Here is a 22,065-nt window from a genome sequence, read left to right on the forward strand (position 1 = left end):
CGCGGGGTCGGTGGCGGGTCGTGCAGGACCAGCCGGGCGAAGATCACGGGCGGGGGTCGGAATCCCGCCCGGATTTCTGAGACGAGAGCCTAGCCCTCGAGGTCCTGACCCTCGTCGGGCTCGGGCGTGCCGAGCAGCTCCTCGGAGATCTTGGAGGTCGACTTGCGCACCCGGTCCTCGATCTGGGCGGCGATGTCAGGATTGGTCTTGAGGAACTCGCGGACGTTCTCGCGGCCCTGGCCGATACGGGTGGAGTCGTAGGAGAACCACGATCCCGACTTCTCGATGATGTTGGCCTTGACCCCCAGGTCGATGATCTCGCCGATCTTGGAGATGCCCTCGCCATACATGATGTCGAAGATGACCTCGCGGAACGGCGGGGCGACCTTGTTCTTGACCACCTTCACCCGGGTCGTGTTGCCGACCACCTCGTCGCGGCTCTTGATCGCGCCGGTGCGGCGGATGTCGAGACGCACCGAGGCGTAGAACTTCAGCGCGTTGCCGCCCGTGGTCGTCTCCGGCGAGCCGTACATCACCCCGATCTTGTGGCGGATCTGATTGATGAACAGGACGATGCACTTGGACTTGGAGATGGACCCGGTCAGCTTGCGCAGCGCCTGGCTCATCAGACGCGCCTGCAGGCCCGGCAGGCTGTCGCCCATCTCGCCCTCGATCTCGGCGCGGGGCGTGAGCGCCGCGACCGAGTCGACCACCACGATGTCCACAGCGCCCGAGCGCACCAGGGTGTCGACGATCTCCAGCGCCTGTTCGCCGGTGTCGGGCTGGCTGACCAGAAGGTCATCCAGATTGACGCCCAGCTTCTGGGCATAGCTCGGGTCCAGCGCGTGTTCGGCGTCGACAAAGGCGGCGACCCCGCCCTTCTTCTGCACCTCGGCCACCGTGTGCAGCGCAAGCGTGGTCTTGCCGGAGCTTTCCGGCCCGAACACCTCGATCACCCGTCCGGTCGGCAGGCCGCCGATGCCCAGCGCCATGTCCAGGCCCAGCGAGCCGGTCGAGACGCTCTCGATCTCGGCCACCACCCCGCCCTTGCCCAGCTTCATCACCGAGCCCTTGCCGAAGGCGCGATCGATCTGGGCGATCGCCGCCTCCAGCGCCCGTTGCTTGTCCGCGTCGTCCTTGCCCACCAGTTTCAATGCCGCCTGCGCCATGACTTTCGGTCCTTGTGCCACGATTCCCGTACGTCGTTCTGGAAGAGGCCCGCTACCGACCCACCCTTGCGACCGGCTGACTATGTGCATGGTTTGTTCCGGTTGCCAATATGTTCTTTTTCCCGCTGGCACGACGACGTCCGTTTTTGACGTACGGCTTTTGTGCGCTGCGGGTGATCCACGGCCAAGCTGGTGCGTTCAGGCGGCATGACAAAAAAGAACAAGCCCGCCGTCCTGACCATCCGCAACGCCCGTTCGGCCGACGTGCCGGCGATCTCGGCCCTGGTGGCCAAGGTCTACAAGGACATGCCCGCCTATTCGCCCGGTATGCTGCGGGGGCAGATCTCAAACTTTCCCGACGGGCAGTTCGTGGTCGAGTATGATGACGAGGTCGTGGGCTACGCCGCCGGGTTCCGCATCGACGAGACAGCGGCGATGGGGCCGCACACCTGGTCGGAGATCACCGGCGGAGGCTACGCGGCGCGCCACGATCCGACCGGGGAATGGTTCTATGGCATGGAGGTGTGCGTCGATCCCGACCGCCGCCGCCTGCGCATCGGTCAGAGGCTGTACGACGCCCGGCGCGACCTGTGCGAGGCCGAGAACCTGAAGGGGATCGTCTTCGGCGGCCGGATGCCGGGCCTGTCGAAGAAGAAGAACCCCTATCCCGAGCCCGAGGCCTATCTCGACGCGGTGACGGCCCGCAAGATGAGCGACCCGGTGATCGGCTTTCACCTGCGTGGCGGATTCGAGCCGATCGGCGTGCTGAAGGGCTACCTGGGCTCGGACAAGGAGTCCCAGGGCAATGCCGCCCACATGGTGTGGCGCAATCCGTACTACACCGAGCACGAGGGCCGGGGCGCGGCTTTCGCCACCAAGGAGACGGTGCGGGTGGCGACCGTGCAGCTGCAGGCCCGCAAGGTGTCGAGTTTCCAGGAGTTCATCGACAACGTCGAATATTTCGTCGACATCACCTCGGACTATCGCTCGGATTTCGTGGTCTTTCCCGAGCTGTTCACGCTGCAGCTGCTTTCGCTGGAGCCCAAGAAGCTGACGCCGGCGGAATCGATCGAGGCCCTGACGCGCTACACGCCGCGCTTCGTCGAGGCGCTGCGCAAGATGGCGGTTGAGTACAACATCAACATCATCGGCGGCTCGCACCCGACCCAGACCGACGAGGGCGAGATCCAGAATGTCGCCTATGTCTTCCTGCGCGACGGCTCGGTCCACGCCCAGGAGAAGATCCATCCGACCCCCAACGAGCGGCACTGGTGGAACATCAAGGGCGGCAGCAAGGTGCATGCGATCGACACCGACTGCGGCCCGATCGGGGTGCTGATCTGCTATGACTCCGAATTCCCGGAGCTGGCCCGGCGGCTGGTGGACGAGGGGGCGCGGCTGCTGTTCGTGCCGTTCTGCACCGACAACCGGCAGGGGTACCTCAGAGTGCGCTACTGCTCCCAGGCGCGGGCCATCGAGAACCAGTGCTACATGGCCTTGTCAGGCAACGTTGGGAACCTGCCGAACGTCGAGAACATGGACATCCAGTACGCCCAGTCCTGCATCCTGACGCCCTGCGACTTCCCCTTCGCGCGCGATGGGGTGGCGGCCGAGGCGTCCGAGAATGTCGAGACGGTCACGGTGGCCGATCTGGACCTGTCCGACCTGGCCTGGGCCAAGGCGCAGGGAACGGTCAGAAACCTGCGCGACCGCCGCTTCGACCTCTACAAGACCGTCTGGAGCGACGCGGGTTAGATCAGGCCGCCTCGTGCGCCTGGCGCCGAAGCCGCCAGAATCGCAGGGTGCGCATCGCCGTCTCGCGCTGCAGGTCGTTGTAGAGGCTGGTGTAGCTCTGCGCCTTGGCCAGGGCGTCCTGCTCGCGGGCCAGCAGCACCACGGCGTAGGTGAGGAACAGCGAGCGGTCCAGATTGGCCGCCTTGCACACAACGGCCAGGGCGTCGATCTCGCCACGATCGACAATGTGTTTTGCGGTGTGGAAGTCGATCTCGGCCATGTCGGCCAAGGCGATCAGGAAGGCCGTCCGGCTGCCCGAACGCAGCAGGCGCGCCAGGGTATGGGGCGTCAGCTGACCGGCCGCGGCCAGTTCGCGCACATAGACCTCGGCCTCGGCGTAATCGTCGGGAAGCTGGCCGTCATCGGCCGCGACGCGGTTGCGTCCAGCGGATAAAGCCTGGTCCAGCATCGCCGGATCCATCCGAGCGTTGCGCTCAAGAATGACGCGACGCAGCCGCGCTTCGACGATGAAATACATCTCGTTCAGCAGGTCGGGCGGCAGGCTGGTGCGCTCAACCACGGCGGCATGCAGCCCCGGATTGGCCTGGGCGCGGCTGACCACCGTCTCGTTCGCCTGACGCGATAGGGCCGCGCCCTGATTACGCAGCAGGGTTCCCAGGGTCTCGTCGTCGCCGCGCTCAACGATGACGTCCGACACCGCCTCGGACACCGTGACTCGGCCCGACACCGCGCGCAGTTGGGACTGGCCGCGACGCGCCACGACCTCGAGCAGGTCGGCGTCCTGCAGCACGGGCGATCCTTTTAGCACCGGGTTGGCAACCTCCGGTGACGGGTCAAGCGCCAGCGTGCGCACCAGGGCGTGCGGCGCGTCCAGCGAGACGGAGAAACGTTCGGACAGTTCGCCGCGGACCGCCGCCTCCATCTCGGTCGCCAGCCGGGCCATGACCTCCCCATAGAGGGCGTCCTCGGCCTGGGAGCGCACCGGCGCGCCGAAGAAATGGTCAGTGAGTTCGCGCAGCAGGGCGCGGCGGGTTTCGCTGGAGCCCTCGTGGGCCATGGCGATCAGGTCGGGCAGACGTGATGCCTGGTCCACGGTTGCGGCCGTCTGGGTCATGGCAGAGGGTTCTCGGCCACCGACGGGGCCAGGCCGTTCTGGCGCGCGATCACCGGTGCGGGCGGCGGCTCGGCCAGATCGACCGGGGCGAAGTCCAGATAGACCGGGTCGGGGATCGGGGTCGGATCAGGTTGGCGGCCAGCCTGCCGGTGGACCGAATAATAGCGGGCGCTATCGTCATCCTCGGCCCGTCGCCGCGCAGGCGGAGGCGGGGTTTGGGCTGACGCCTGCGTGGAAGGCTGCGGCTCAGGCGCCTCGGACGCCGTCGCATCGGCGCCTTGAGTTTCAGCGGCGACGTCGGGACGGGGGGCGGCCTGGGGCCGGTTCAGCTGGAAGATCAGGGCGTCGCGGCGCGGGGCGTTGGGATCGGCCACTGGGGCGGCGTTCGGGACCGGCGACGGCGACAGAGCTTCCCGATCAGACGCGGGCTCCGTCGAGGGGGCGGCGCTGTTCTGGGCCGGGCTGACACGGAATACCGGCGCGTCGGCCCGAGGAGCGCGCGGGTCTGGAGCCTCGGCGCGAGCGTCGGCCTCCGCCTCGAAGTCGGTCAAGTCGGCGCGGGGCGGCTCCCATTCGGGCTGTCGGCTCGCTGGCTGGACAGGCGCGGCTTCGACCTGGCGGGGCTCAGGTTGCGGAGCTGGCGTCGGCTGGGGCGCCGGTTCCGCTTGCACGGGCGGCGGCGCATAGCGCGGCTGAGCCGCCGGTGGCGTGGGGTCGGGCCGATAGACGGGCGCGCGACGGTTGGGCGCAGCCTCGGCGTAACGATCGACCGGCTGAATCGAGGGATAGGGGGCGGGCCGCAGGCGCGGCGCTTCGCGCATCGACGGATAGGACGGGGCGGCGAGCGTGCGCGGCGGGGCCTGATAGGGCGCAGGCGTGGCGTCGGCCAGGCGAGGCTGCGGTTGCAGGCCCGGCGCGGCGTCGGCCGTCACCTGACGCGGCGGCGCCTGGAGCGCGGCCGAAGGCCGCCCGCTGTAGCGTGATCCGCCGATCACCGGAGCCCGCTCGACCGTCGTCACAACGGGCGCCGCCTCAGCGACAACCGCCATGTCGGGCTGGACCGCAGCCTGGGACTGGGCGGCGACGACCGGCTTTCCGGCCCAGTTCAGCATGCGCGAGCCCATCCTCTGCTGGGCCAGCGCAGGGCTCGCCATCAGCCCGGCCAATCCCGCGATCAGGGCCAGCCGCCCGCCTCCGCGCAGCAGGCGGGGGCGGGACAGGCGGGCGATGTCGGTCGCGGTGGGGCGCATGGGCGGCCTCCGGTCAGGGGAACTCACCGTGATCCATAGACGGCCCGACTTAAAACCGGGCTAACGCGGATGTTCGGGCGCGGGACGGTCGATCTATCGCCCTGCGCTGAGGTTCGACCTCATCCCCGCCCGGGCAGGAAGTCGACCGTGAAGACGTCGGCCGGGTCGGTTTCGGTCGCGACGGCGCCGACCGCGGCGGCGGCCTCGACGTAGTCGCGCCACCGCTCCAGCGTCATGGACCCGATGCCATAGACCGGCGCGTCGCCGCCCAGCACCAGCCCCGCGTCGATGATCCGCTGGCGCTGCGCCATCAGGCTCTCGGCCGTCACGCCCGGCGCGGCGCGCGAGATCAGGCCGTGTGCGGGCGCCGGATCACGCGCCAGATAGTCACGCCATCCCTCGGCCGTGGCCACGATGAAGGCGCTGAGAGCCCGGGCGTTGTCGCGAGCGAAGCCGTCCGGGGCTATGACCAGAGAGCCATAGCCGGCGAAGCCCTCCTCGGCCGGCAGACGCCATTGCAACGGCTGGGCGGCCGCGCGGGCGGCGGCCTCCAGTTCCGGGCCGATATCGACCGCCAGCACCGCGTCGGGCGTAGCCTGGAACAGCTCCAGGGCGGAGTCGCCGCTCAGCAACCTGTCCGCCGCGATGCCGTAGCGCGCCTGGATCAGCGGCCAGAAGGCGGCGAGGTCCGATTCCTCGAAAGCGAAGGGGCGCGGCGCGAGGGCGGCCAGATCGGTCAGGGGCGTCTCGCCCCGGACGGCGAGGGCGCGGGCGTCCTTCTGGAAGAAGGCGGCGACGGCCCGGACCGGCGCCCCGCCGCTGCGGAGATTCAGCAGGGCCTGGCTGTCGAACCCCAGCGCCAGCTCGGCCGTCCCGGCCGCCAGCCGCTGGGCGGCGCCCGGCTGGACCTCGCCAGAGATCGGCTCGACGGTCAGATTGCGACGCGCATACAGGCCGTCGGCCATGGCTTGGAACAGGCCGCCGTGCAGGGCGCTGGGCCGTGCGTCCAGGGCGACGCGCAGGCGGACCCGGGGGCTGTTGGGGGCCTCAGCGACATCGCGCGAACAGGACGCCAGGCCGAGCGCGCCCAGGCTCAGAGCCGCGGACACGAGGGCGCGACGGCTGATCCGACCTGACCGATTCCCGCGCCGCTGCATGACCGCAACCTAGGCGGCCCGGTCGGCGGTGAAAAGCGGGGGATGTCGGGAAGAGCGGGGCCCGAATTGAGCGGGGGGACGCCGAGGGTTCGGGCCGAAGCCGTCTTCCTCTGCGTCCCCCCGCCAAGTCCGGGTTGGACTTGGCCGTTGAGGTTCAGAACCCTGGCCTTCACATCGACGGGCGAACCCGGCGAAGGTCGGCTGTATTCTGGCGACTCCTGGCTTCCGGCGTTCCGCGGCGCTGGGCCACGTCGTCCTGAAGTCCCGGCCTGGTCCCCCTGTCCCGTACGGCCGAAGCCATCCGGATCAGAAGCCTGGGCCCTGTCTGGTCGCCTGGACCGGTCCGAAGACCGCCCTTGGCGCCCTGATCAGAGAGCCGGACCGGTTCGCTTTGAGCCCCGGGTCTCCCCGGTTTTCCGCGCCGCCGTGTCCCTCGGCCCGTTGACGTTCCGACGAAACCGGCTATTGGGCAAGCGCCCGAATCTCCGCCCCTGGGGGCCAGATCGGGAGTGGCGGTGGATAAGCCTGTGAAGGGCGGTGGACGGATGAAAATTCCGTCGCGAATCCATCATCTTCAGATATCCACAGGTTTCCATCGCGTCGACGTCTCTGCGTCATTGGCGGGCCTATCGACGCCGCGCCGCGCGCTTTCTGGCCCAGATGATGACGCCGGTGATCGACAGGCCGGCGGTGGCCAGGCCGGCGATGCAGATCAGGATGCGGGTCGGCAGGCCCAGGATCTGGCCGGAGTGCAGCGGCAACTGGGCCTGGGCGACGATGTCGCCGGCCGTGCCGACGCCAGGGCGGGTCAGTTCGATCAGCGAGCCGTCATTGCCGACATAGGCCCAGGTGATCCCCAGTCCGGCCTCGTAAGGCTCTCCGAACGCCACGCCATAGCCGCCGATCTCGGCCGCGTAATAGATGCCGGAGACGCGCTGATCGGCCGGAATGGCGGCGAGGTCGCGGGCGCGGACGATGGCCTCGTCAAAGCCGAAGGCCGGCGGGATCGGGTTGGCGAAGTCCATCGGCTGATGCTCGAATTCGTTCTCCGAGATCGGCGAGAAGACCCCAACCACCGGCTCGAAGATTTCATGCTCGAGATTCAGAGCCACGCCGCTGGCCGCCAGGGTCGCGAGTACTCCCCACAGCCACAGGCCCCCGGCGCGGTGCAGGTCGAGATTGCGGCGGGTCGAAGAGGCGCGGGGTTTCAGCGTCCAGGCCGTCTTCCATTTCGACAGAAAGGCGCGTGGCCCCTTGGCGCCTCTCGGCAGGGTCAGATACGCGCCCACGAAACAGTCGAACAGCCAGATCAGGGCGATCCCGCCCATCAGCCACGTTCCCCACAGGCCGGGGATCGACAGGGTGCGGTGGAACAGGTCGATGAAGGGGATCAACTCTTCCCGGTTCAGCGTCGGCGGGCCGTATCGCCGCGTGCCGTTGATCTCGCCGGTGACCGGATCGACGAACATCTGGTTGTAGCCGATGGCGTAGGGGGCGCCGGTGGCCGGATCGATTTTGGGATCCACCCAGACGTCCAGCCCCTCGTCGGGCTCCAGCGGGATCCAGCGGGCGCGGACGCGGGGGTCGTGGGCCTCGACGCGGGCGGCGATCTCCGACGCCGACAGGGCCGGGCCCTCGGCGGTCACGGCCCACAGCTGCGGGTTCAGCCAGGCGTCGATCTCGCGCTGGAAGACCAGCACCGAGCCGGTCAGGCCCGACAGGATCAGGAACCCCGCCAGCGCCAGACCGACATAGCGGTGCAGCAGGGTGGCGAGCCGGCGTGGGTCGAAGCGGGAAAGCGTGCGGGAGGCCTGGCGCGCGGGCGCGGCGACGGGCGGCGCCGTCGGGCTCGTCGTGCGCGCCAGACCCACCGTCATCAGAACCGCCGGCTCAGGCTGACGGCGTAGAGGCCGCGCGTGCCGTAGAAGCACTGGGTCAGGGCGGTGCAGCGCGACAGATATTCCTTGTCGAACAGGTTCGAGGCGGTGAAGGCCAGACGCCAGTCGTCGCGGTCATAGCGGATCGTGGCGTCGACCAGGGTCACGGACGGGATTTCGAACGCGTTGGCGCCGTCGCCGAAGGCCGTGCCCATGTAGCGGGCGCCGGCGCCGACGCCGAGACCGGCCAGAGGGCCGTCCTGGAAGGTGTAGTCGGCGAACAGCGAGGCCTTGTGGCGCGGCGTGACGGGCAGTTGCTTGCCCAGGTCCGCGCCGTTCGAGGCGGTGACCTCGCTGTCAGTGTAGCCATAGGCGGCGTTCAGGCTGATCCGTTCGTTGATCCGGGCCACGGCCTCGATCTCCAGCCCCTTTACCTCCACCTCGCCGGTCTGGACGTTGAAGAAGGGGCGGCCTGGGACGGGGTCGGGCGTCAGGACATTGGTCTGGGTCAGGGCGTAGACCGCCGCCGTGGCGAACAGGTCGATGCCGGCCGGCAGGTCGCGGCCGTCGTATTTGATCCCCGCCTCGATCTGCTCACCCTCCGACGGCTGGAACAGCTCGCCCTCGAAGGTGGCGCCGGCGACGGGCTGGAAGCTGGTCGCGTACGCCGCGTAGGGCGCCCAGCCGCCCGGCATGACGTAGTTCAGGCCGATGCGACCGGTGAAGGCCTCGTCGTCGATGGTCACATCGGTCAGGTGGTTGTCGGTCTCGACCCAGTCCTGGCGACCCGACAGGCTGAGGACCAGCCCCTCGTCGCCCGGCGTGAAGCGGATCTGATTGGAGGCGTAGAGGCCGACCTGTTGCTGTGTCTGGTCCAGGAAGGTGAATAGCGGGCCTTCCACGATCTCGGCGCCATAGACCGGCTCGAACAGGTCGATGGACGGCGCAGCGCCGAAATAGGAGGCCTGGCGGTTGTCGGTGGAGCGGCTGTCCAGCCCGACCAGCAGGTCGTGACGAAGGGCGCCGGTGGCGAACTTGGCGTTCAGCCGGGTGTCGACGGCGAAGCTGTCGACATCCTCCAGAAAGGCGAACTGGGAGCGGGTGACGGTGCGGTAGTCGTCGGGCACGCCGTCGAAGTCGGCGTCGAGCAGGCCGGTGCCATAGGGGCCGGTCTGGTAGGCTTCGTTGGTGAAGAACTTGAGGTTCTGGGTCAGGGTCAGGGTGTCGGAGAAGGCGTGGCGCAGGTCGTAGCCGATCGCCCCCTGCTCGCGATCGAAGCGATTGAAGTCGGGCTCGCCCAGGTTGGTGGAGGTCGGAACGTCACCCAGCGGATTGGGCAGGATCACTCCATAGGCCGGCAGGAAGCCGCCGCCGTCGCCGGTGACCTCGTCGTCCTGCCAATAGCCCAGCAGGGTCAGGTCGGTGCGCGGCGCGAGGTCAAGGGACAGGGCCGGGGCGACATAGGCGCGCTTGGATTCCACGCCGGTCAGCTGGGTGTCGCGCTGGCGCCAGAGGGCGGTCAGGCGGCCGTCGGCCCGGGCGGCGATCGGGCCGGTGACGTCTCCGGCCAGCTGGAACTGCCTGAAGTTGCCGCCCAGCACCTCGAGTTCACCGCCGAAACGGTCCTGCGGCCGGCGGCTGGTCAGGTTGACGATGCCGCCGGGAGGGCTCTGGCCATAGAGGGCGGCCGAGGGGCCTTTCAGAATCTCCACCGCCTCGAAGCCCCATAGGTCGGTGCCAATGTTGGCGACCGAGCCGGTCGGCGCCTGCAGGCCGTCGATGAACTGGACCGGGTTGAAGCCGCGCAGGGTCAGCCAGTCATAGCGTTCGTCGGGGCCGTAGTTCTCGGAGGTGATGCCGGAGGTGTAGCGCACCGCCTGCATCAGGCTGGTCCAGCCCAGGAGGTCGATCTGGTCGCGGGAGATGACGCTGACCGATTGGGGCACCTCGGTCAGGGGCGCGTCGGTCTTGGTCCCGCTCTCGCCGACGGTGGTGACATAGTTGGGGGCGGTGACGACGATCTCATCCAGCCGTGTCGGCTCGTCCTGGGCGCGCGATTGAGCATGTGCGGGCAGGGCGGCGGCGAGCGCGGCGCCGGACAAGAGGGCGGCGCGAAAGGCGAGGCGGAGCGACATTGAGAACCATTCTTGAGGAGGAGGCTGCTCCTTACCCGCTAATGCCAATGCCTCGCAACGTCATTGTGGGAAGTTTCGGGAAAGACCGGAACAGGCGGGACGGGGGTCTGTTGTGGCTGCGGGGCGGCGATGTCGCGCGCCCGCAGACGAAAGCGCATTCATGGCCGACGCCAAGACCGACACGACCTTCTCGACCACCCACGGCGAGGGGGGTGAGACCCATCAGCAGACGGGCGCGGGCGGCGAGGCGCGGACCACGACCAATCACGGCGCGCCGATCTCGGACAACCAGAATTCCCTGAAGGCCGGGCCGCGCGGGCCGAGCCTGCTGGAGGACTTTATCCTCCGCGAGAAGATCCAGCATTTCGACCACGAGCGCATCCCCGAGCGGATCGTCCATGCCCGAGGCTCGGCGGCTCACGGCTATTTCGAGCTGACCGACAGCCTGGAAGAATTCAGCCGGGCCAGGATCCTGACCGAGGTCGGCGAGAAGACGGAGGTGTTCGTGCGCTTCTCCACCGTGGCGGGGGGCGCCGGTTCGGTCGACACGCCCCGCGACGTGCGCGGCTTCGCGGTCAAATTCTACACCAAGGAAGGCAACTGGGACCTGGTGGGCAACAACATCCCGGTGTTCTTCATCCAGGACGCGATCAAGTTCCCGGATCTGGTCCACGCGGTGAAGATGGAGGCCGATCGCGGCTATCCCCAGGCGGCCAGCGCGCACGACACCTTCTGGGACTTCGTCGGCCTGATGCCCGAGACCAGCCACATGATCATGTGGGCCATGTCGGACCGGGGGATTCCGCGCAGCCTGCGGATGATCGAAGGCTTCGGCGTCAACACCTTCCGCCTGGTCAATGACGACGACGAAGCGGTGTTCGTGAAGTTCCACTGGCGGCCCAAGCTGGGCGCCCAGTCGACCACCTGGGACGAGGCGGTGAAGATCGCGGGCGCCGATCCCGACTTCCACCGGCGCGACCTCTATGAAGCGATCGACAAGGGTGATTTCCCCGAGTGGGAGTTCGCGGTGCAGATCCTGACCCAGGACGAGGCCGACGCCCTGCCGTTCGACGTGCTGGATGCGACCAAGCTGATCCCCGAGGAGCTGCACCCGCTCAGGGTCATCGGTCGCATGGTGCTGGACCGCAACCCGGACAACTTCTTCGCCGAAACCGAACAGGTCGCCTTCCTGCCGACCAACATCGTGCCGGGCATCGACTTCTCGGAAGACCCGCTGCTGCAGGGGCGGTTGTTCTCCTACCAGGACACCCAGCTGTCGCGGCTGGGCACAGTCAACTTCCACCAGCTGCCGATCAACCAGGCCAAGGGTTGCCCCTTCCAGAACTTCCAGCGCGACGGCCAGATGCAGACCCAGGTCTTCACCGGCCGGGCCAACTATGAGCCCAACAGCCTGGCCGAGGCCGGCGAGGAAGGCGGTCCGCGCGAAGATCCCAAGGGCGGCTTCCGCAGCTTCGCCGCGCCGGTAGAACAGACCAAGGTCCGGTTGCGGGCCGAGAGCTTCGCCGATCACTACAGCCAGGCGCGGCTGTTCTATCGCTCGCAGACTGAGCCGGAGCAGGCCCACCTGGCCAGCGCCATCGTTTTCGAGCTGTCGAAGGTCACGCTGGACCACGTCCGGGACCGGGTGTTGGGCAATCTGCGCAACGTCGACGAGACCCTGGCCGAGCGCGTGGCCAAGGGGCTGAATGTCGACCTGCCCGAGGCGAATGAGGCGTTCAGCGCGCCCTTCGATATGGATCCCTCGCCGGCGCTCAGCATCGTCGGCAAATATCCGGGCGGGCTGGAAGGCCGGGCCGTGGGCATTCTGGTGACGGACGGGGCCGACGGCGCGGTGGTCGAGGCGGTCAAGGCAGCGGCGGAAGGCGCCGGGGCCTCGGTCAAGATCGTGGCCCCCAAGATCGGCGGCGTCACCCTGAAGGGCGGCAAGGCTCTGAAGGCCGATGGGCAGCTGGCCGGAACGCCGTCGGTGATGTTCGACGCCATTGCCATCGTGGTGTCGGAGGAAGGCTGCGCTGAGCTGCTGAAGGAAGGCGCGGCCATCGACTTCGCCAAGGACGCTTTCGGCCACCTGAAGGCCATCGGCCACACCGCCGAAGCGCAGCCGCTGCTGGACAAGGCGGGGGTCGAGGCGGACGCCGGGGTGGTGGATCTATCGGACGGCGCGGACGGTTTCGTGGAGCCCGCGTCGACCCGTCAGTGGGATCGCGAACCCAAGGTCCGCATGTTGGCCTGAGCCAAGCCGGAGGCCGTCCTCAACCCGTGAGGGCGGCCTTCTTTTCCTCCAGCTCCAGCCATTCCGTCTCGGCGGCGTCGAGCTGTTCGCGCGCCGCCGCGGCAGCCTTCATGGCGCGGTCGAAGGCGGCGGGATCGCGGGCGTAGAGGTCCGGGTCCGACAGGGTGGCGTCGTGGGCGGCGATCGTGTTCGGCAGCGCTTCGAGCAGGGTCGTCAATTCCTGAAGCCGGTGGGCGTCCTTAAAGGACAGCTTACGGGGTTTGGCGGCGGGTGTGGTGGTCGGCAGGGCCGCCGACGGCGCGGCGGCGTCGTCTTCCCGCCGATCGCTGGCGCGCTTGACGTCCTCGCTGATGAACCCCGGGTTCTGACGTACGAAGTCCGACCAGCCGCCCGGCGTTTCAACGACGTCGCCCCGGCCGTTGAGGGCGAGGGTGGAGGTGGCCAGGCGGTCGACGAAGTCGCGGTCGTGGCTGACGAGGATCAGGGTGCCGTCGTACTCCTCGAGCAGCTCCTCCAGCTTGTCGAGGGTGTCCATGTCGAGGTCGTTTGTCGGCTCGTCCAACACCAGCAGATTGGCAGGCTTGGCCAGGGTGCGGGCCAGCAGAAGGCGGTTGCGCTCGCCGCCCGACAGGGTCGAGATCGGCTGGCGCAGCTGCCCCTCCTGGAACAGGAAGTCCTTGGCGTAGGCGGCGACGTGCATGGAACGGCCGCGCACCAGGATGGAGTCTCCGCCACCGGGGGTCAGGGCGTCCCACAGGGTCATGTCCGATTTCAGGTCGTCGCGGGCCTGGTCGAGGTAGACGGGCTCGAGGTTGGCCCCCATGCGCACCGTCCCCTCGTCGGGCTGGGTCTCGCCCAGCAGCACCTTGACCAGGGTGGTCTTGCCCGCGCCGTTGGGGCCGACGATGCCCAGGCGATCGCCGCGCATGATGCGGGTTGTCAGGCCCTTGAACAGGGTGCGACCGCCATAGCTCTTGGACACGCCCTTGATGTCGGCGACCAGCTTGCCGGACAGCGCTCCGGCGTCGACGCCGAGATTGAGCTCCTTGGGCAGGTCGCGGACCCGCTCGGCGCGGTCGGCGCGCATGGCCTGCAGCGCCCGCGCCCGACCCTCGTTGCGGGTGCGCTGGGCGGTGATGGAGCGGTAGAAGGTGTAGGTCTCGGCCTCGATCTTCTTGGTCAGGCGGCGCAGGGATTCGGCCTCCTCCTCCATGACCTTGGCGGCCCAGTCGTCGAAGGCCTTGAAGCCCTTGTTCAGGGTGCGGACGCGACGGCCCTCCAGCCAATGGGAAGTGTCGGTGACGCGGTTGAGGAAGGCGCGGTCGTGGCTGACCACCAGGATGGCGCAGCGGGTCGAGAGGATCTCGGCCTCCAGCCGCTCGATGGCGAGGATGTCCAGGTGGTTGGTCGGCTCGTCGAGCAGCAGCAGGTCGGGCTGTTCGGCGAAGGCCTTGGCCAGGGCGGCGCGGCGGATCTCCCCGCCGGACAGGTTCGCGGCCGGCTTTTCGGGGTCGAGGCCGAAGGTGGTCAGCCAGGCCTCCGCGTCCCAGCGCTCGGCGGCGCCGGATGAAGCGTAGTCGGCCAAGGTGTCGCCGGTGATCTCCGGCTCCTGCGGGACATAGGCGAAGCGGACGCCGGACTGGACCGAGCGTTCGCCGGAGTCGGGCTCGATCAGGCCCATGACCAGCTTCATCAGGGTCGATTTACCGGCTCCGTTGCGGCCGACCAGGCAGGCCCGGGCGCGCGGCTCGATGGCCATGTCGACGCCGTCGAACAGGGGGCGCGGGCCGTCCTGAAGACGAACATCCTTGAGGGCGACGAGGGGAGGTCTGGCGGCCATGGGGGCGGGGTATAGGGCGCGCGGCGCGCCGGGTCACGCGCCGCCGATGATCACCGCACCGGGCCTCGGAAGAGGGCGTTGAGGAGCAGGCCATCCTGGCCTCGGAGGAAGCCGCGCAGGGTGGGGTCTTGGGCGAAGGCGACGATCCAGCCGTCGCCGAGCGGCTGGGCCATGACGGCGGGCTTGTAGGCCAGCTGGGCGCGATTCTCGCTCCACAGCTGGCCGGCCTCCAGCAGGGTGTCCGGGCCTTCGAAGCGGACGACATTGACGCCGTCCTCCAGGGTCAGGGGCTGGAACACCGCCGCGCCGCCGTACAGGATGCTGATGTGCTCGGGTACGCCGGCGGCCAGCCAATGGTCGCGGTCGACCCGCGCGCCGAGGAAGGCCCCGGCGACCTGGTCCAGCTCGCGGTCGGTCCCGCGCACGCGGGTCAGATAGGCGTCCTCGTCGGTCAGGAGATCGCCTTCGGGAGCAGCGTCCGCTGTGTCGGGCGCGTCCTCAGCCTCGGCGTCCTCGGCCGCGGCGCCTTCCAGGCGGGCGGCCAGGAGCCTGGCTTTGGGATCGGCGATGGCCTCGGCGGCGCCGGCCATGGCGACCAGCACGCCGCCCCGCTCGGTGAAGCCCCGCAGATTGGCCAGGCCCACTTCTCCCAAGCCGCCATAGCCGCCGTCGGGCAGGATGACGGCGTCGAATCCCGACAGGTCGGCGCGGGCCAGGTTGCGGACGGCGACCACCGTGACCGGCCAGCCGTATTCGCGTTCCAGCACATGGCGGACGGAGCCGGCGGCGGTGGGCGAGGTTCCGTCGTCCCAGGCCAGGGCGACGCGGGCGGCCTTGAGCACCGGCGAGCGGTCGGAGCCGAAGCTGGGACCTTCGGTCACCCAGGTGTCGCCGACGGCGGTGACATCGGCGCCGGTCTCGGCGGCCAGGCGGGCGATCGTCGCGTCGACATCGTCGGGGTTGCCGCCCCGGGTGACGATCATCGAGCCGGCCGGATACGGGCGGCCGTCCAGGGTGAAGCCGGCCTCCGGGCTGCGGACCCGAAGCCCCGCGTCGAGGGCGGCGGTCATGAAGCGGAAGGCCTGGGTTCCGGCCGGAACGATCCAGGCGGGGGAGTCGGTCGGTCCGGTGACGGCACCGACGCGGCGGCGGCCGGGCTCAAGACGCTCTCCGGTCGGCAGAGCGCGGCAGTCGATCACCGGCGTGTTGAAGGCTAGCGGCAGGGACCAGGCGGTGACGTCATAGATCTGGGCGTCGAGGCCCAGGGCGCGACGACGCTCCTGCTCCTCCAGGAAGCCGGGGCGCAGCGCGATTGAGCGGTCGAACAGCACGCGGGCCAGAGGGCCCATCGGCTGGCCCTCGGCGATGGCGTAGCCGCCCTGGGGCATCGACTGGCCGCAGGCGGCGCCGGAGGCGCGGCTGACCTCGACGCCCTGAAGCGCCATCAGCTCGGCCAGGCGGTCGGCGGCGCCGGGATCGGCCGCGTCGCGCGGCAGGAGCCAGCCGCCGGTCCGGGCCACGGCCTCGCGGCTGTGGGCCCAGTGGTCAGAGAGCAGGCGAGCGCGCTCTCGGGCGGCGGCCTCGAGCGTCGACAGGGCGGCGGTGAAATGGCCCTGGATGGTCTCGGGATAGGTCAGGATGTCGCCGGACGAGCGGCGGGCGGCCAGGCCCCGCGCCGAGCCCTGCTCATAGGTCATGGAGACCGCGCCCAGATAGCTGGGCCAGGCGTCGCCGTAGCCGGGATAGAAGGCGTCGTAGACCTCGCGGGTGAAGTAATCGAGGCCAAGCCGGTCGAACCACTGGCCGGTGTTTCGACCGATGACGGCGCGGGTCTCCATCTGGCGCGGCGGCAGCAGCGGATTGTGGGGCTCGGCCTCTGGCGGGAAGAAGAAGGTGTCGTCCGTGCCCATCTCATGGGCATCGACCACGACATGCGGCGACCAGGAGCGCAGCAGGGCGGAGTGGCCGCGCGTCTCGGGCTGGGTCTGGGCGAACCAGTCGCGGTTGAGGTCGAACAGGGCGCTGTTGAACCGGCCCGTGGGCCAGCGCTCGGCGCGCTCGGCCGACAGGGGATCGGGGTCGATGCGGATGCCGGCGGCGGCGGCGTAGGAGGCGATGAAACGCTCGCGTCCGTCCGGGTTCTGCGTCGGCAGAATGAAGACCAGGGTGTTGTCGAGGATGGCCTGGACGCGCGGATCGTCGGGCGAGGCCAGCAGGTGGCGGGCGATGGCCATGGCCGATTCCGCCGGGCTGATTTCGTTGCCGTGGACGGAGTGAGCCAGCCAGACGATGGCCGGCTGATCGGCCATCAGAGCCTGGGCCCGGGCGGCGTCGGTGCGGCGCGGGTCGGCGAGGGCCTGGGCCGCGGCCTGGATCTGGTCGAGACGGGCGATGTTCTCGGGCGAGCCGATCACGGACCAGAGGAGCGGACGGCCCTCGTGGGTCTGACCATACTGGCCGATGCGCATCCGGTCGGGGGCGGCGGCTTGAAGCGCCTCGAAATAGCGGTGGACGGCGGCGGTCGGGGTGATGCGCTTGCCCAGCTGGTGACCGAGGATCTGCTCGGGCGTGGGGATGGAGGCGTCGTAGCCGGACGATTGCAGCGGGCTGGGGATGAAGGCCGGGCGCTCGGCCACAGGCTGGGCGGCGGCGGGAAGGGCGGCGCAACAGGCGGCCGCGAGCAGGGCGGCGGTGAAACGGCGAGACATGGACGAACATTCCCCTGACAGCCCGCGCACTTGGCCGGATTCAGCGGTCGCCCGCAAGCGCCGGAAGGCGTAGAAGCCCGCCGCATGAAGCCCTTCTGGGAAACCAAGCGCCTGGACGAAATGACGACCGCCGAGTGGGAGGCGGTCTGCGACGGCTGCGGCCTGTGCTGTCTGGTGCGGTTCGAGGACGAGGACACCGGCGAGGTGATCCCGACGCGAGTGCACTGCAAGCTGTTCGACCCGGACCGGTGCGCGTGTTCGGACTATGCGAACCGCAAGGCCCATGTGCCGGACTGCATCAAGTTGACGCCCGGAAACATCGAGGCGCTGGAATGGATGCCCAGGTCGTGCGGCTATCGCCGACTGTGGGAGGGGCGGCCGTTGGCCTGGTGGCACCATCTGGTGTCGGGCGACCGCGAGACGGTGCACGAGGCCGGCGTGTCGGTGCGCGGACAGACCATCTCGGAGACGGTGCTGAAGGAGGCCGAGGACGCCCTGGACTTCGAGGCGCCCGACTGGCGCGAGGAGCGCGGGACGCAGCCGCCCGACGGCTGAAGAAGCCACCCGGGCGCTAACCAAGACTTGGGACTTTGCCGCCAACCTCGGTAAATGGACACGACCCGCCCCGCGCAAAAGACGAGCTCCGGTTTCGACAGGGTGGCGCGCATGGTCGCGCGCACCTTTGGAACGCCGATGGCGGTGGTGACCCGGATCGACGAGAGCGCCCAGGGCTTCTTCGCCTGTGTCGGCCTGGAGGCGGGGTCGGTTCCACTGGAGGAGAGCTTTTGCAACCGGGCCATCGTCGAGGGCCTGGATCTGATGGTGGTCGAGGACGCGACCCGGGACCCGCGCTTCGCCGACTACGCCAGCGTGACCGGCGGAATGAAGGTGCGGTTCTACGCCGGGGCGGTGTTCCGCGACCGAGCGGGGCGCGCCATCGGGGCGGTGGCGGCGGTGGACACCCGGCCGCATGAAACGCCGACCGCCGAGCAGCTGGAAACCCTGGCTGACCTGGCCGCGCTGTCGGGCGAATTGCTGGAGGAAGCCCGGCTGCGTCGCGAAAAGAAGGCCCGGTTGCAGCTACTGGAGATGGCCGAACAGATTGCGGGCCTGGGGCACTGGCGGGTCGATCTGAAGACGCAGGCGGTCAGCTGGTCCGACGAGGTCTATCGCATCCACGGCGTGGCACCGGACGCGTTCGATCCCAATCTGGGCGGGGCCATCGACTTCTATCATCCGGACGACCGGGCCGCGGTCGAAGCGTTCGTCCAGCGCATCGTGGAGACCGGCGAACCCGGCGAGTTCCAGCAGCGCCTGATCCGGGCGGACGGCGAGGAGCGTCGGGTGATCTCGCGCGCCATGCTGCAGCGGGATGACGAGGGCGCGCCGGCGGCGCTGTTCGGGGTGTTCCAGGACGTGACCGAACGTATCCGGGCGCAGGAGGCCGCGGCCCGGGCCAAGGACGAGTTCCTGTCGAACATGAGCCACGAACTGAGGACGCCCCTGACCAGCGTCATCGGCTTCGCCGGGCTGCTGAAAGCCAGCGACGGGCTGGGCGAGATGGAGCGGCGCTATGCCGACCGTATCTCCACGGCGTCGGAGGCCCTGCTGTCGGTGATCAACGACATCCTGGACTATTCCAAGCTGGAGGCCGGGGCGGTCGAGATGGATCCCCAGCCGTTCGACCTCGAGGCCTGGGCGCAAGGCGCGATCGGACTGGTGGAGGGCCAGTGCGGCAAGAAGGGGCTGGCGATCTCCGTGGAGGTCGCGGCCGGCGCACCGGAAGCGTTGATCGGCGACGAAGGGCGATTGCGGCAGGTTCTGCTGAATTTCCTGTCGAACGCCTGCAAATTCACGGCGGAAGGCGGCGTTTCCGTGGTTTTGGGGGGAACGCCGGTGGCCGGGGGATGGCGGCTGAGGGTGGCGGTCACCGACACCGGGGTGGGGATCGCCGAGGAGCGGATCGACGCCCTGTTCGAGCGGTTCACCCAGGCGGATCAATCGACCACGCGGACCTATGGCGGCACAGGGCTGGGCCTGGCGATCTCGCGGCGGCTGATCGAACTGATGGGCGGCGAGATCGGCGCGACCAGCCGGCCGGGCGAGGGCTCGACCTTCTGGTTCGAGGTGACCTTGCCGATGGCGGGGACGATGGGCGCCGAAGAGCCGCGGGACGGTGGCGATGTGAAGGACCTGCGCGGCGCGCGGGTTCTGCTGGTCGACGACTCGGCTGCCAACCGCGATATGGTCGGCGCCCTGCTGGAGAATCTGGGCCTGCAGGTCGAGACGGCGACGGATGGGGCCGAGGGGGTCGAAGCGCTGAGGCGAGGCGGGCATGATCTGGTGCTGATGGACGTGCAGATGCCGGGCATGGACGGCCTGGCGGCGACGCGGGCCATCCGGGCGCTGGACGAGGCCGTGGCGAAAACCCCGATCGTGGCCCTGACAGCCAATGTGCAGCCGGAGCATGTGACCCGCTGTCGCGAGGCGGGCATGGACGACCATGTGGCCAAGCCGGTCAGTCCGGCGGCCCTGGCCGAGACCATCGCGCGCCATCTGAGAGACGAGACGTCCGTAACCGCTTGCGTCCGGAGGCGACCCGCATGAGCCATATCCTGATCGTCGAAGACGACGAGATGCTGGGCGAGATGGTCGAGATGATCCTGGATCGCGCGGGGATGACCCATGCCCGCGCCCGGACGGGGGCCATGGCGCTGGAGATGCTGCCGCACGTCAAGCCTGACCTGATCCTGCTGGACATCTCCATGCCGGGGCTGAGCGGTCTGGATGTGCTGCAGGTGGTGCGCAAGGAGCGGCGGCAGACGACGCCGATCCTGATGATGACCGCCAACCAGTCGGCGGAGACGGTGCGGGACGTGATGGCCATGGGCGGCAACGGCTATGTGCTGAAGCCCTTCACGCCGGAGGCCCTGGTCGAACGGATCAGGAAGGCGCTGGCCGGACCAGGAACGGCCGCTCGACCGTCCCTGCGGCGCGGCTGAAGGCTCGCTAATCCCGCTTTCGCGAGGCGGCGATCCCGCCGGCGCTGGACCAGAACCGAGGCAGCGTCCGAATGTCCGACGGGGGGCGGGAGTCTGCTATGTTCTTGTCATGGCGAAGAAAAGCGACATGGCGATGGAGAGGGTGGGGCCGGAAGGCCGCGCCCTCCATGCACACGCCTTCACAGAATTGAACGGGCTGACGCGCGAAGCGATCGCCCTGGCGCCGAAGGTCTCGAAAGACGATCCGCGGCTGGAGCACCAGCGCTTTGCGCGCTGGCTCGGGATGATGGCCGGGGCGGTTCGCGAGGTGGCGAGCCTGGACCTGCCGCCGATGATCGAGACGGCGGCGAACAGCAACCCCTCGGGCGAGGATCAGATGGGCGACACGCAGGCGCATGACTTCGAACGGGTGGAGCGAATCCGCGCCGGTCTGGAGACCCGACTTCACGGTCTCATCGACCAGCAGTCCGGCCGAGCGGAAGCGGGCAGCGAGCGACTGGGTGGCGTCGCTGTCGGAGGAGGAATTGACGCGCGAGGCGGCGCGGCGATGGGATCAGAATACGCACCAGCTGCCGCCTGAGGGCGAGTGGCTGACCTGGCTGATGCTGGGCGGCCGGGGGGCGGGCAAGACATACGCCGGCGCCGAATGGCTGGCCATGCAGGCGCGGATGGACAATGCGCGGCTGGCCCTGGTGGGGCCAACCCTGCACGACGTGCGCGAGGTGATGGTGGAGGGGCCTTCGGGCCTGCGGGCCACGCCGGAGGGCGTTGAGCGTCCGCGCTGGGAGCAGAGCCGGCGAAGGCTGGTGTGGGATCATTCGGGAGCGGTGGCGCAGGCGTTCTCGGCGGAGGATGCGGAGAGTTTGCGCGGACCGCAGTTTCACGCGGCCTGGGCCGACGAGTTCTGCGCCTGGCGCGAGCCGGAGGCTGTGCTGGCCAATCTGCGGCTGGGACTGCGGCTGGGGGTGGCGCCCCGGCTGGTGGTGACGACGACGCCCAAGCCGATCCGGGCGCTGAGGCGGCTGATGGCCGAGGCGGGGACGGAGGTGACGCGCGGCGGAACCGTTGAGAATGTGGCGAACCTGTCACCGGGCTTCCTGGCCAATCTGAAGGCGCTGTACGGCGGCACGCGGCTGGAGACCCAGGAACTGGACGGGCTGGTGGTCGAGGACGGCGGGGCGCTGTTCAAGGCCGAGGACATGCGGCGTGCTCGGGATGCGGGACGTGGCGATTGGCCGGAACGGTTTGAGAAGATCGTGGTGGCGGTCGATCCGCCGGCCAGCGCGCACGGCGACGCCTGCGGCATCGTCGCGGCGGGCCGGGCGGGGGCGGAGATCTGGGTGCTGGCCGACCGGTCGGTGCGCGGATGCTCGCCCGAGGCCTGGGCCGGGGCGGTGAAGCGGACGGCCGAGGTGGTCGAAGCCGACCTGATCCTGGCCGAGGCCAACCAGGGCGGCGAGATGGTCAAGGCGGTGCTGGATCAGGCAGGAGTGACCCGGCCGATCCGACTGGCCCACGCCACGCGCGGCAAGCGGACCCGGGCCGAGCCGGTGGCCCTGCTCTATGAGCAGGGTCGGGTGGCGCATGGGGATGCGCTGGGCGAGCTCGAGGAAGAACTCATGGCGCTGGGGTCCGAGGACGGGCCGACGCGGTCGCCGGACCGGGCGGATGCGCTGGTCTGGGCGGTGAGCGAACTGATGCGGGCGCCGGGCGGCGAGGGGCCGCGGGTGCGGAACCTCTGAAGAGAATATTGGGCGGCGGCGACGCCCCCTCCTGGTCGCGAGCGCGACCTGTCCTCCCCACG

General features: G+C 69.3%; 15 protein-coding genes. 7 read left to right on the forward strand and 8 right to left on the reverse strand.

Annotated features, from left to right (window positions below):
- Positions 1–89: 89 nt before the first annotated feature.
- Positions 90–1,169, reverse strand: coding sequence for a recombinase RecA (gene recA, locus EES48_RS01625; protein ID WP_122464632.1), 1,080 nt, complete (start codon positions 1,167–1,169; stop codon positions 90–92).
- Between the two features lie 207 nt (positions 1,170–1,376).
- On the opposite strand from recA, the gene EES48_RS01630 reads away from it, so the two are divergent.
- Positions 1,377–2,924: a carbon-nitrogen hydrolase family protein gene (locus EES48_RS01630; RefSeq protein WP_122464633.1), complete on the forward strand. Its 1,548-nt coding sequence runs from the start codon at positions 1,377–1,379 to the stop codon at positions 2,922–2,924.
- Position 2,925: 1 nt separating this feature from the next.
- Here EES48_RS01630 and EES48_RS01635 read toward each other — a convergent pair whose 3' ends face one another.
- From EES48_RS01635 to EES48_RS01655, 5 genes are all read right to left on the reverse strand, one after another.
- A complete protein-coding gene (locus EES48_RS01635) occupies positions 2,926–4,038 on the reverse strand; it encodes a DUF2336 domain-containing protein (RefSeq protein WP_122464634.1) in 1,113 nt (370 codons plus the stop codon).
- Positions 4,035–5,288: a hypothetical protein gene (locus EES48_RS01640; RefSeq protein ID WP_122464635.1), complete on the reverse strand. Its 1,254-nt coding sequence runs from the start codon at positions 5,286–5,288 to the stop codon at positions 4,035–4,037. Before EES48_RS01640 ends, EES48_RS01635 begins: the two co-directional genes overlap by 4 nt.
- A 119-nt stretch (positions 5,289–5,407) precedes the next feature.
- Positions 5,408–6,397 (reverse strand): ABC transporter substrate-binding protein, encoded by a 990-nt coding sequence (locus EES48_RS01645; protein ID WP_162997952.1) that lies wholly within the window; start codon positions 6,395–6,397, stop codon positions 5,408–5,410.
- 674 nt (positions 6,398–7,071) lie between these two features.
- Positions 7,072–8,322, reverse strand: a complete 1,251-nt coding sequence (locus EES48_RS01650; RefSeq protein ID WP_122464637.1) for a PepSY-associated TM helix domain-containing protein — start codon at positions 8,320–8,322, stop codon at positions 7,072–7,074.
- Entirely contained in the window at positions 8,322–10,457 is a 2,136-nt protein-coding gene (locus EES48_RS01655; protein WP_122464638.1) for a TonB-dependent siderophore receptor, read from the reverse strand. The genes EES48_RS01650 and EES48_RS01655 overlap by 1 nt, the downstream gene beginning before the upstream one ends.
- A gap of 160 nt (positions 10,458–10,617) precedes the next feature.
- On the opposite strand from EES48_RS01655, the gene EES48_RS01660 reads away from it, so the two are divergent.
- Positions 10,618–12,711: a catalase gene (locus EES48_RS01660; RefSeq protein WP_122464639.1), complete on the forward strand. Its 2,094-nt coding sequence runs from the start codon at positions 10,618–10,620 to the stop codon at positions 12,709–12,711.
- A 19-nt stretch (positions 12,712–12,730) separates the two neighbouring features.
- Here the strand turns inward: EES48_RS01660 and EES48_RS01665 are convergent, their stop codons facing one another.
- Positions 12,731–14,551 (reverse strand): ABC-F family ATP-binding cassette domain-containing protein, encoded by a 1,821-nt coding sequence (locus EES48_RS01665; protein ID WP_122464640.1) that lies wholly within the window; start codon positions 14,549–14,551, stop codon positions 12,731–12,733.
- Positions 14,552–14,601: 50 nt separating this feature from the next.
- Entirely contained in the window at positions 14,602–17,259 is a 2,658-nt protein-coding gene (locus EES48_RS01670; protein WP_122464641.1) for a M14 metallopeptidase family protein, read from the reverse strand.
- 84 nt (positions 17,260–17,343) lie between these two features.
- On the opposite strand from EES48_RS01670, the gene EES48_RS01675 reads away from it, so the two are divergent.
- The 5 genes from EES48_RS01675 (at position 17,344) to EES48_RS01695 (ending at position 22,003) form a co-directional block, all read left to right on the forward strand.
- Positions 17,344–17,814 carry a YcgN family cysteine cluster protein gene (locus tag EES48_RS01675; protein ID WP_122464642.1) on the forward strand — a complete coding sequence of 157 codons (471 nt, stop codon included), beginning with the start codon at positions 17,344–17,346 and terminating at the stop codon, positions 17,812–17,814.
- Between the two features lie 54 nt (positions 17,815–17,868).
- Positions 17,869–19,866 carry an ATP-binding protein gene (locus EES48_RS01680; protein ID WP_122464643.1) on the forward strand — a complete coding sequence of 666 codons (1,998 nt, stop codon included), beginning with the start codon at positions 17,869–17,871 and terminating at the stop codon, positions 19,864–19,866.
- Positions 19,863–20,261, forward strand: a complete 399-nt coding sequence (locus EES48_RS01685) for a response regulator transcription factor (RefSeq protein ID WP_122464644.1) — start codon at positions 19,863–19,865, stop codon at positions 20,259–20,261. Before EES48_RS01680 ends, EES48_RS01685 begins: the two co-directional genes overlap by 4 nt.
- A gap of 127 nt (positions 20,262–20,388) precedes the next feature.
- Positions 20,389–20,841 (forward strand): hypothetical protein, encoded by a 453-nt coding sequence (locus EES48_RS15060; protein WP_240623179.1) that lies wholly within the window; start codon positions 20,389–20,391, stop codon positions 20,839–20,841.
- Positions 20,762–22,003, forward strand: coding sequence for a DNA-packaging protein (locus tag EES48_RS01695; RefSeq protein ID WP_240623180.1), 1,242 nt, complete (start codon positions 20,762–20,764; stop codon positions 22,001–22,003). Before EES48_RS15060 ends, EES48_RS01695 begins: the two co-directional genes overlap by 80 nt.
- Positions 22,004–22,065: the final 62 nt, after the last annotated feature.

Origin of the sequence: Brevundimonas lutea, from assembly GCF_003704105.1 — a bacterium.
Classification (GTDB): Bacteria; Pseudomonadota; Alphaproteobacteria; order Caulobacterales; family Caulobacteraceae; genus Brevundimonas; species Brevundimonas lutea.

Excerpts from the sequence above, each read along its gene's own strand:
- recA (WP_122464632.1), bottom strand. The coding sequence starts at position 1,169 with ATGGCGCAGGCGGCATTGAAACTGGTGGGCAAGGACGACGCGGACAAG.
- EES48_RS01630 (WP_122464633.1), top strand. The coding sequence starts at position 1,377 with ATGACAAAAAAGAACAAGCCCGCCGTCCTGACCATCCGCAACGCCCGT.
- EES48_RS01635 (WP_122464634.1), bottom strand. The coding sequence starts at position 4,038 with ATGACCCAGACGGCCGCAACCGTGGACCAGGCATCACGTCTGCCCGAC.
- EES48_RS01640 (WP_122464635.1), bottom strand. The coding sequence starts at position 5,288 with ATGCGCCCCACCGCGACCGACATCGCCCGCCTGTCCCGCCCCCGCCTG.
- EES48_RS01650 (WP_122464637.1), bottom strand. The coding sequence starts at position 8,322 with ATGACGGTGGGTCTGGCGCGCACGACGAGCCCGACGGCGCCGCCCGTC.
- EES48_RS01655 (WP_122464638.1), bottom strand. The coding sequence starts at position 10,457 with ATGTCGCTCCGCCTCGCCTTTCGCGCCGCCCTCTTGTCCGGCGCCGCG.
- EES48_RS01660 (WP_122464639.1), top strand. The coding sequence starts at position 10,618 with ATGGCCGACGCCAAGACCGACACGACCTTCTCGACCACCCACGGCGAG.
- EES48_RS01665 (WP_122464640.1), bottom strand. The coding sequence starts at position 14,551 with ATGGCCGCCAGACCTCCCCTCGTCGCCCTCAAGGATGTTCGTCTTCAG.
- EES48_RS01670 (WP_122464641.1), bottom strand. The coding sequence starts at position 17,259 with ATGTCTCGCCGTTTCACCGCCGCCCTGCTCGCGGCCGCCTGTTGCGCC.
- EES48_RS01675 (WP_122464642.1), top strand. The coding sequence starts at position 17,344 with ATGAAGCCCTTCTGGGAAACCAAGCGCCTGGACGAAATGACGACCGCC.
- EES48_RS01680 (WP_122464643.1), top strand. The coding sequence starts at position 17,869 with ATGGACACGACCCGCCCCGCGCAAAAGACGAGCTCCGGTTTCGACAGG.
- EES48_RS01685 (WP_122464644.1), top strand. The coding sequence starts at position 19,863 with ATGAGCCATATCCTGATCGTCGAAGACGACGAGATGCTGGGCGAGATG.
- EES48_RS15060 (WP_240623179.1), top strand. The coding sequence starts at position 20,389 with ATGGCGATGGAGAGGGTGGGGCCGGAAGGCCGCGCCCTCCATGCACAC.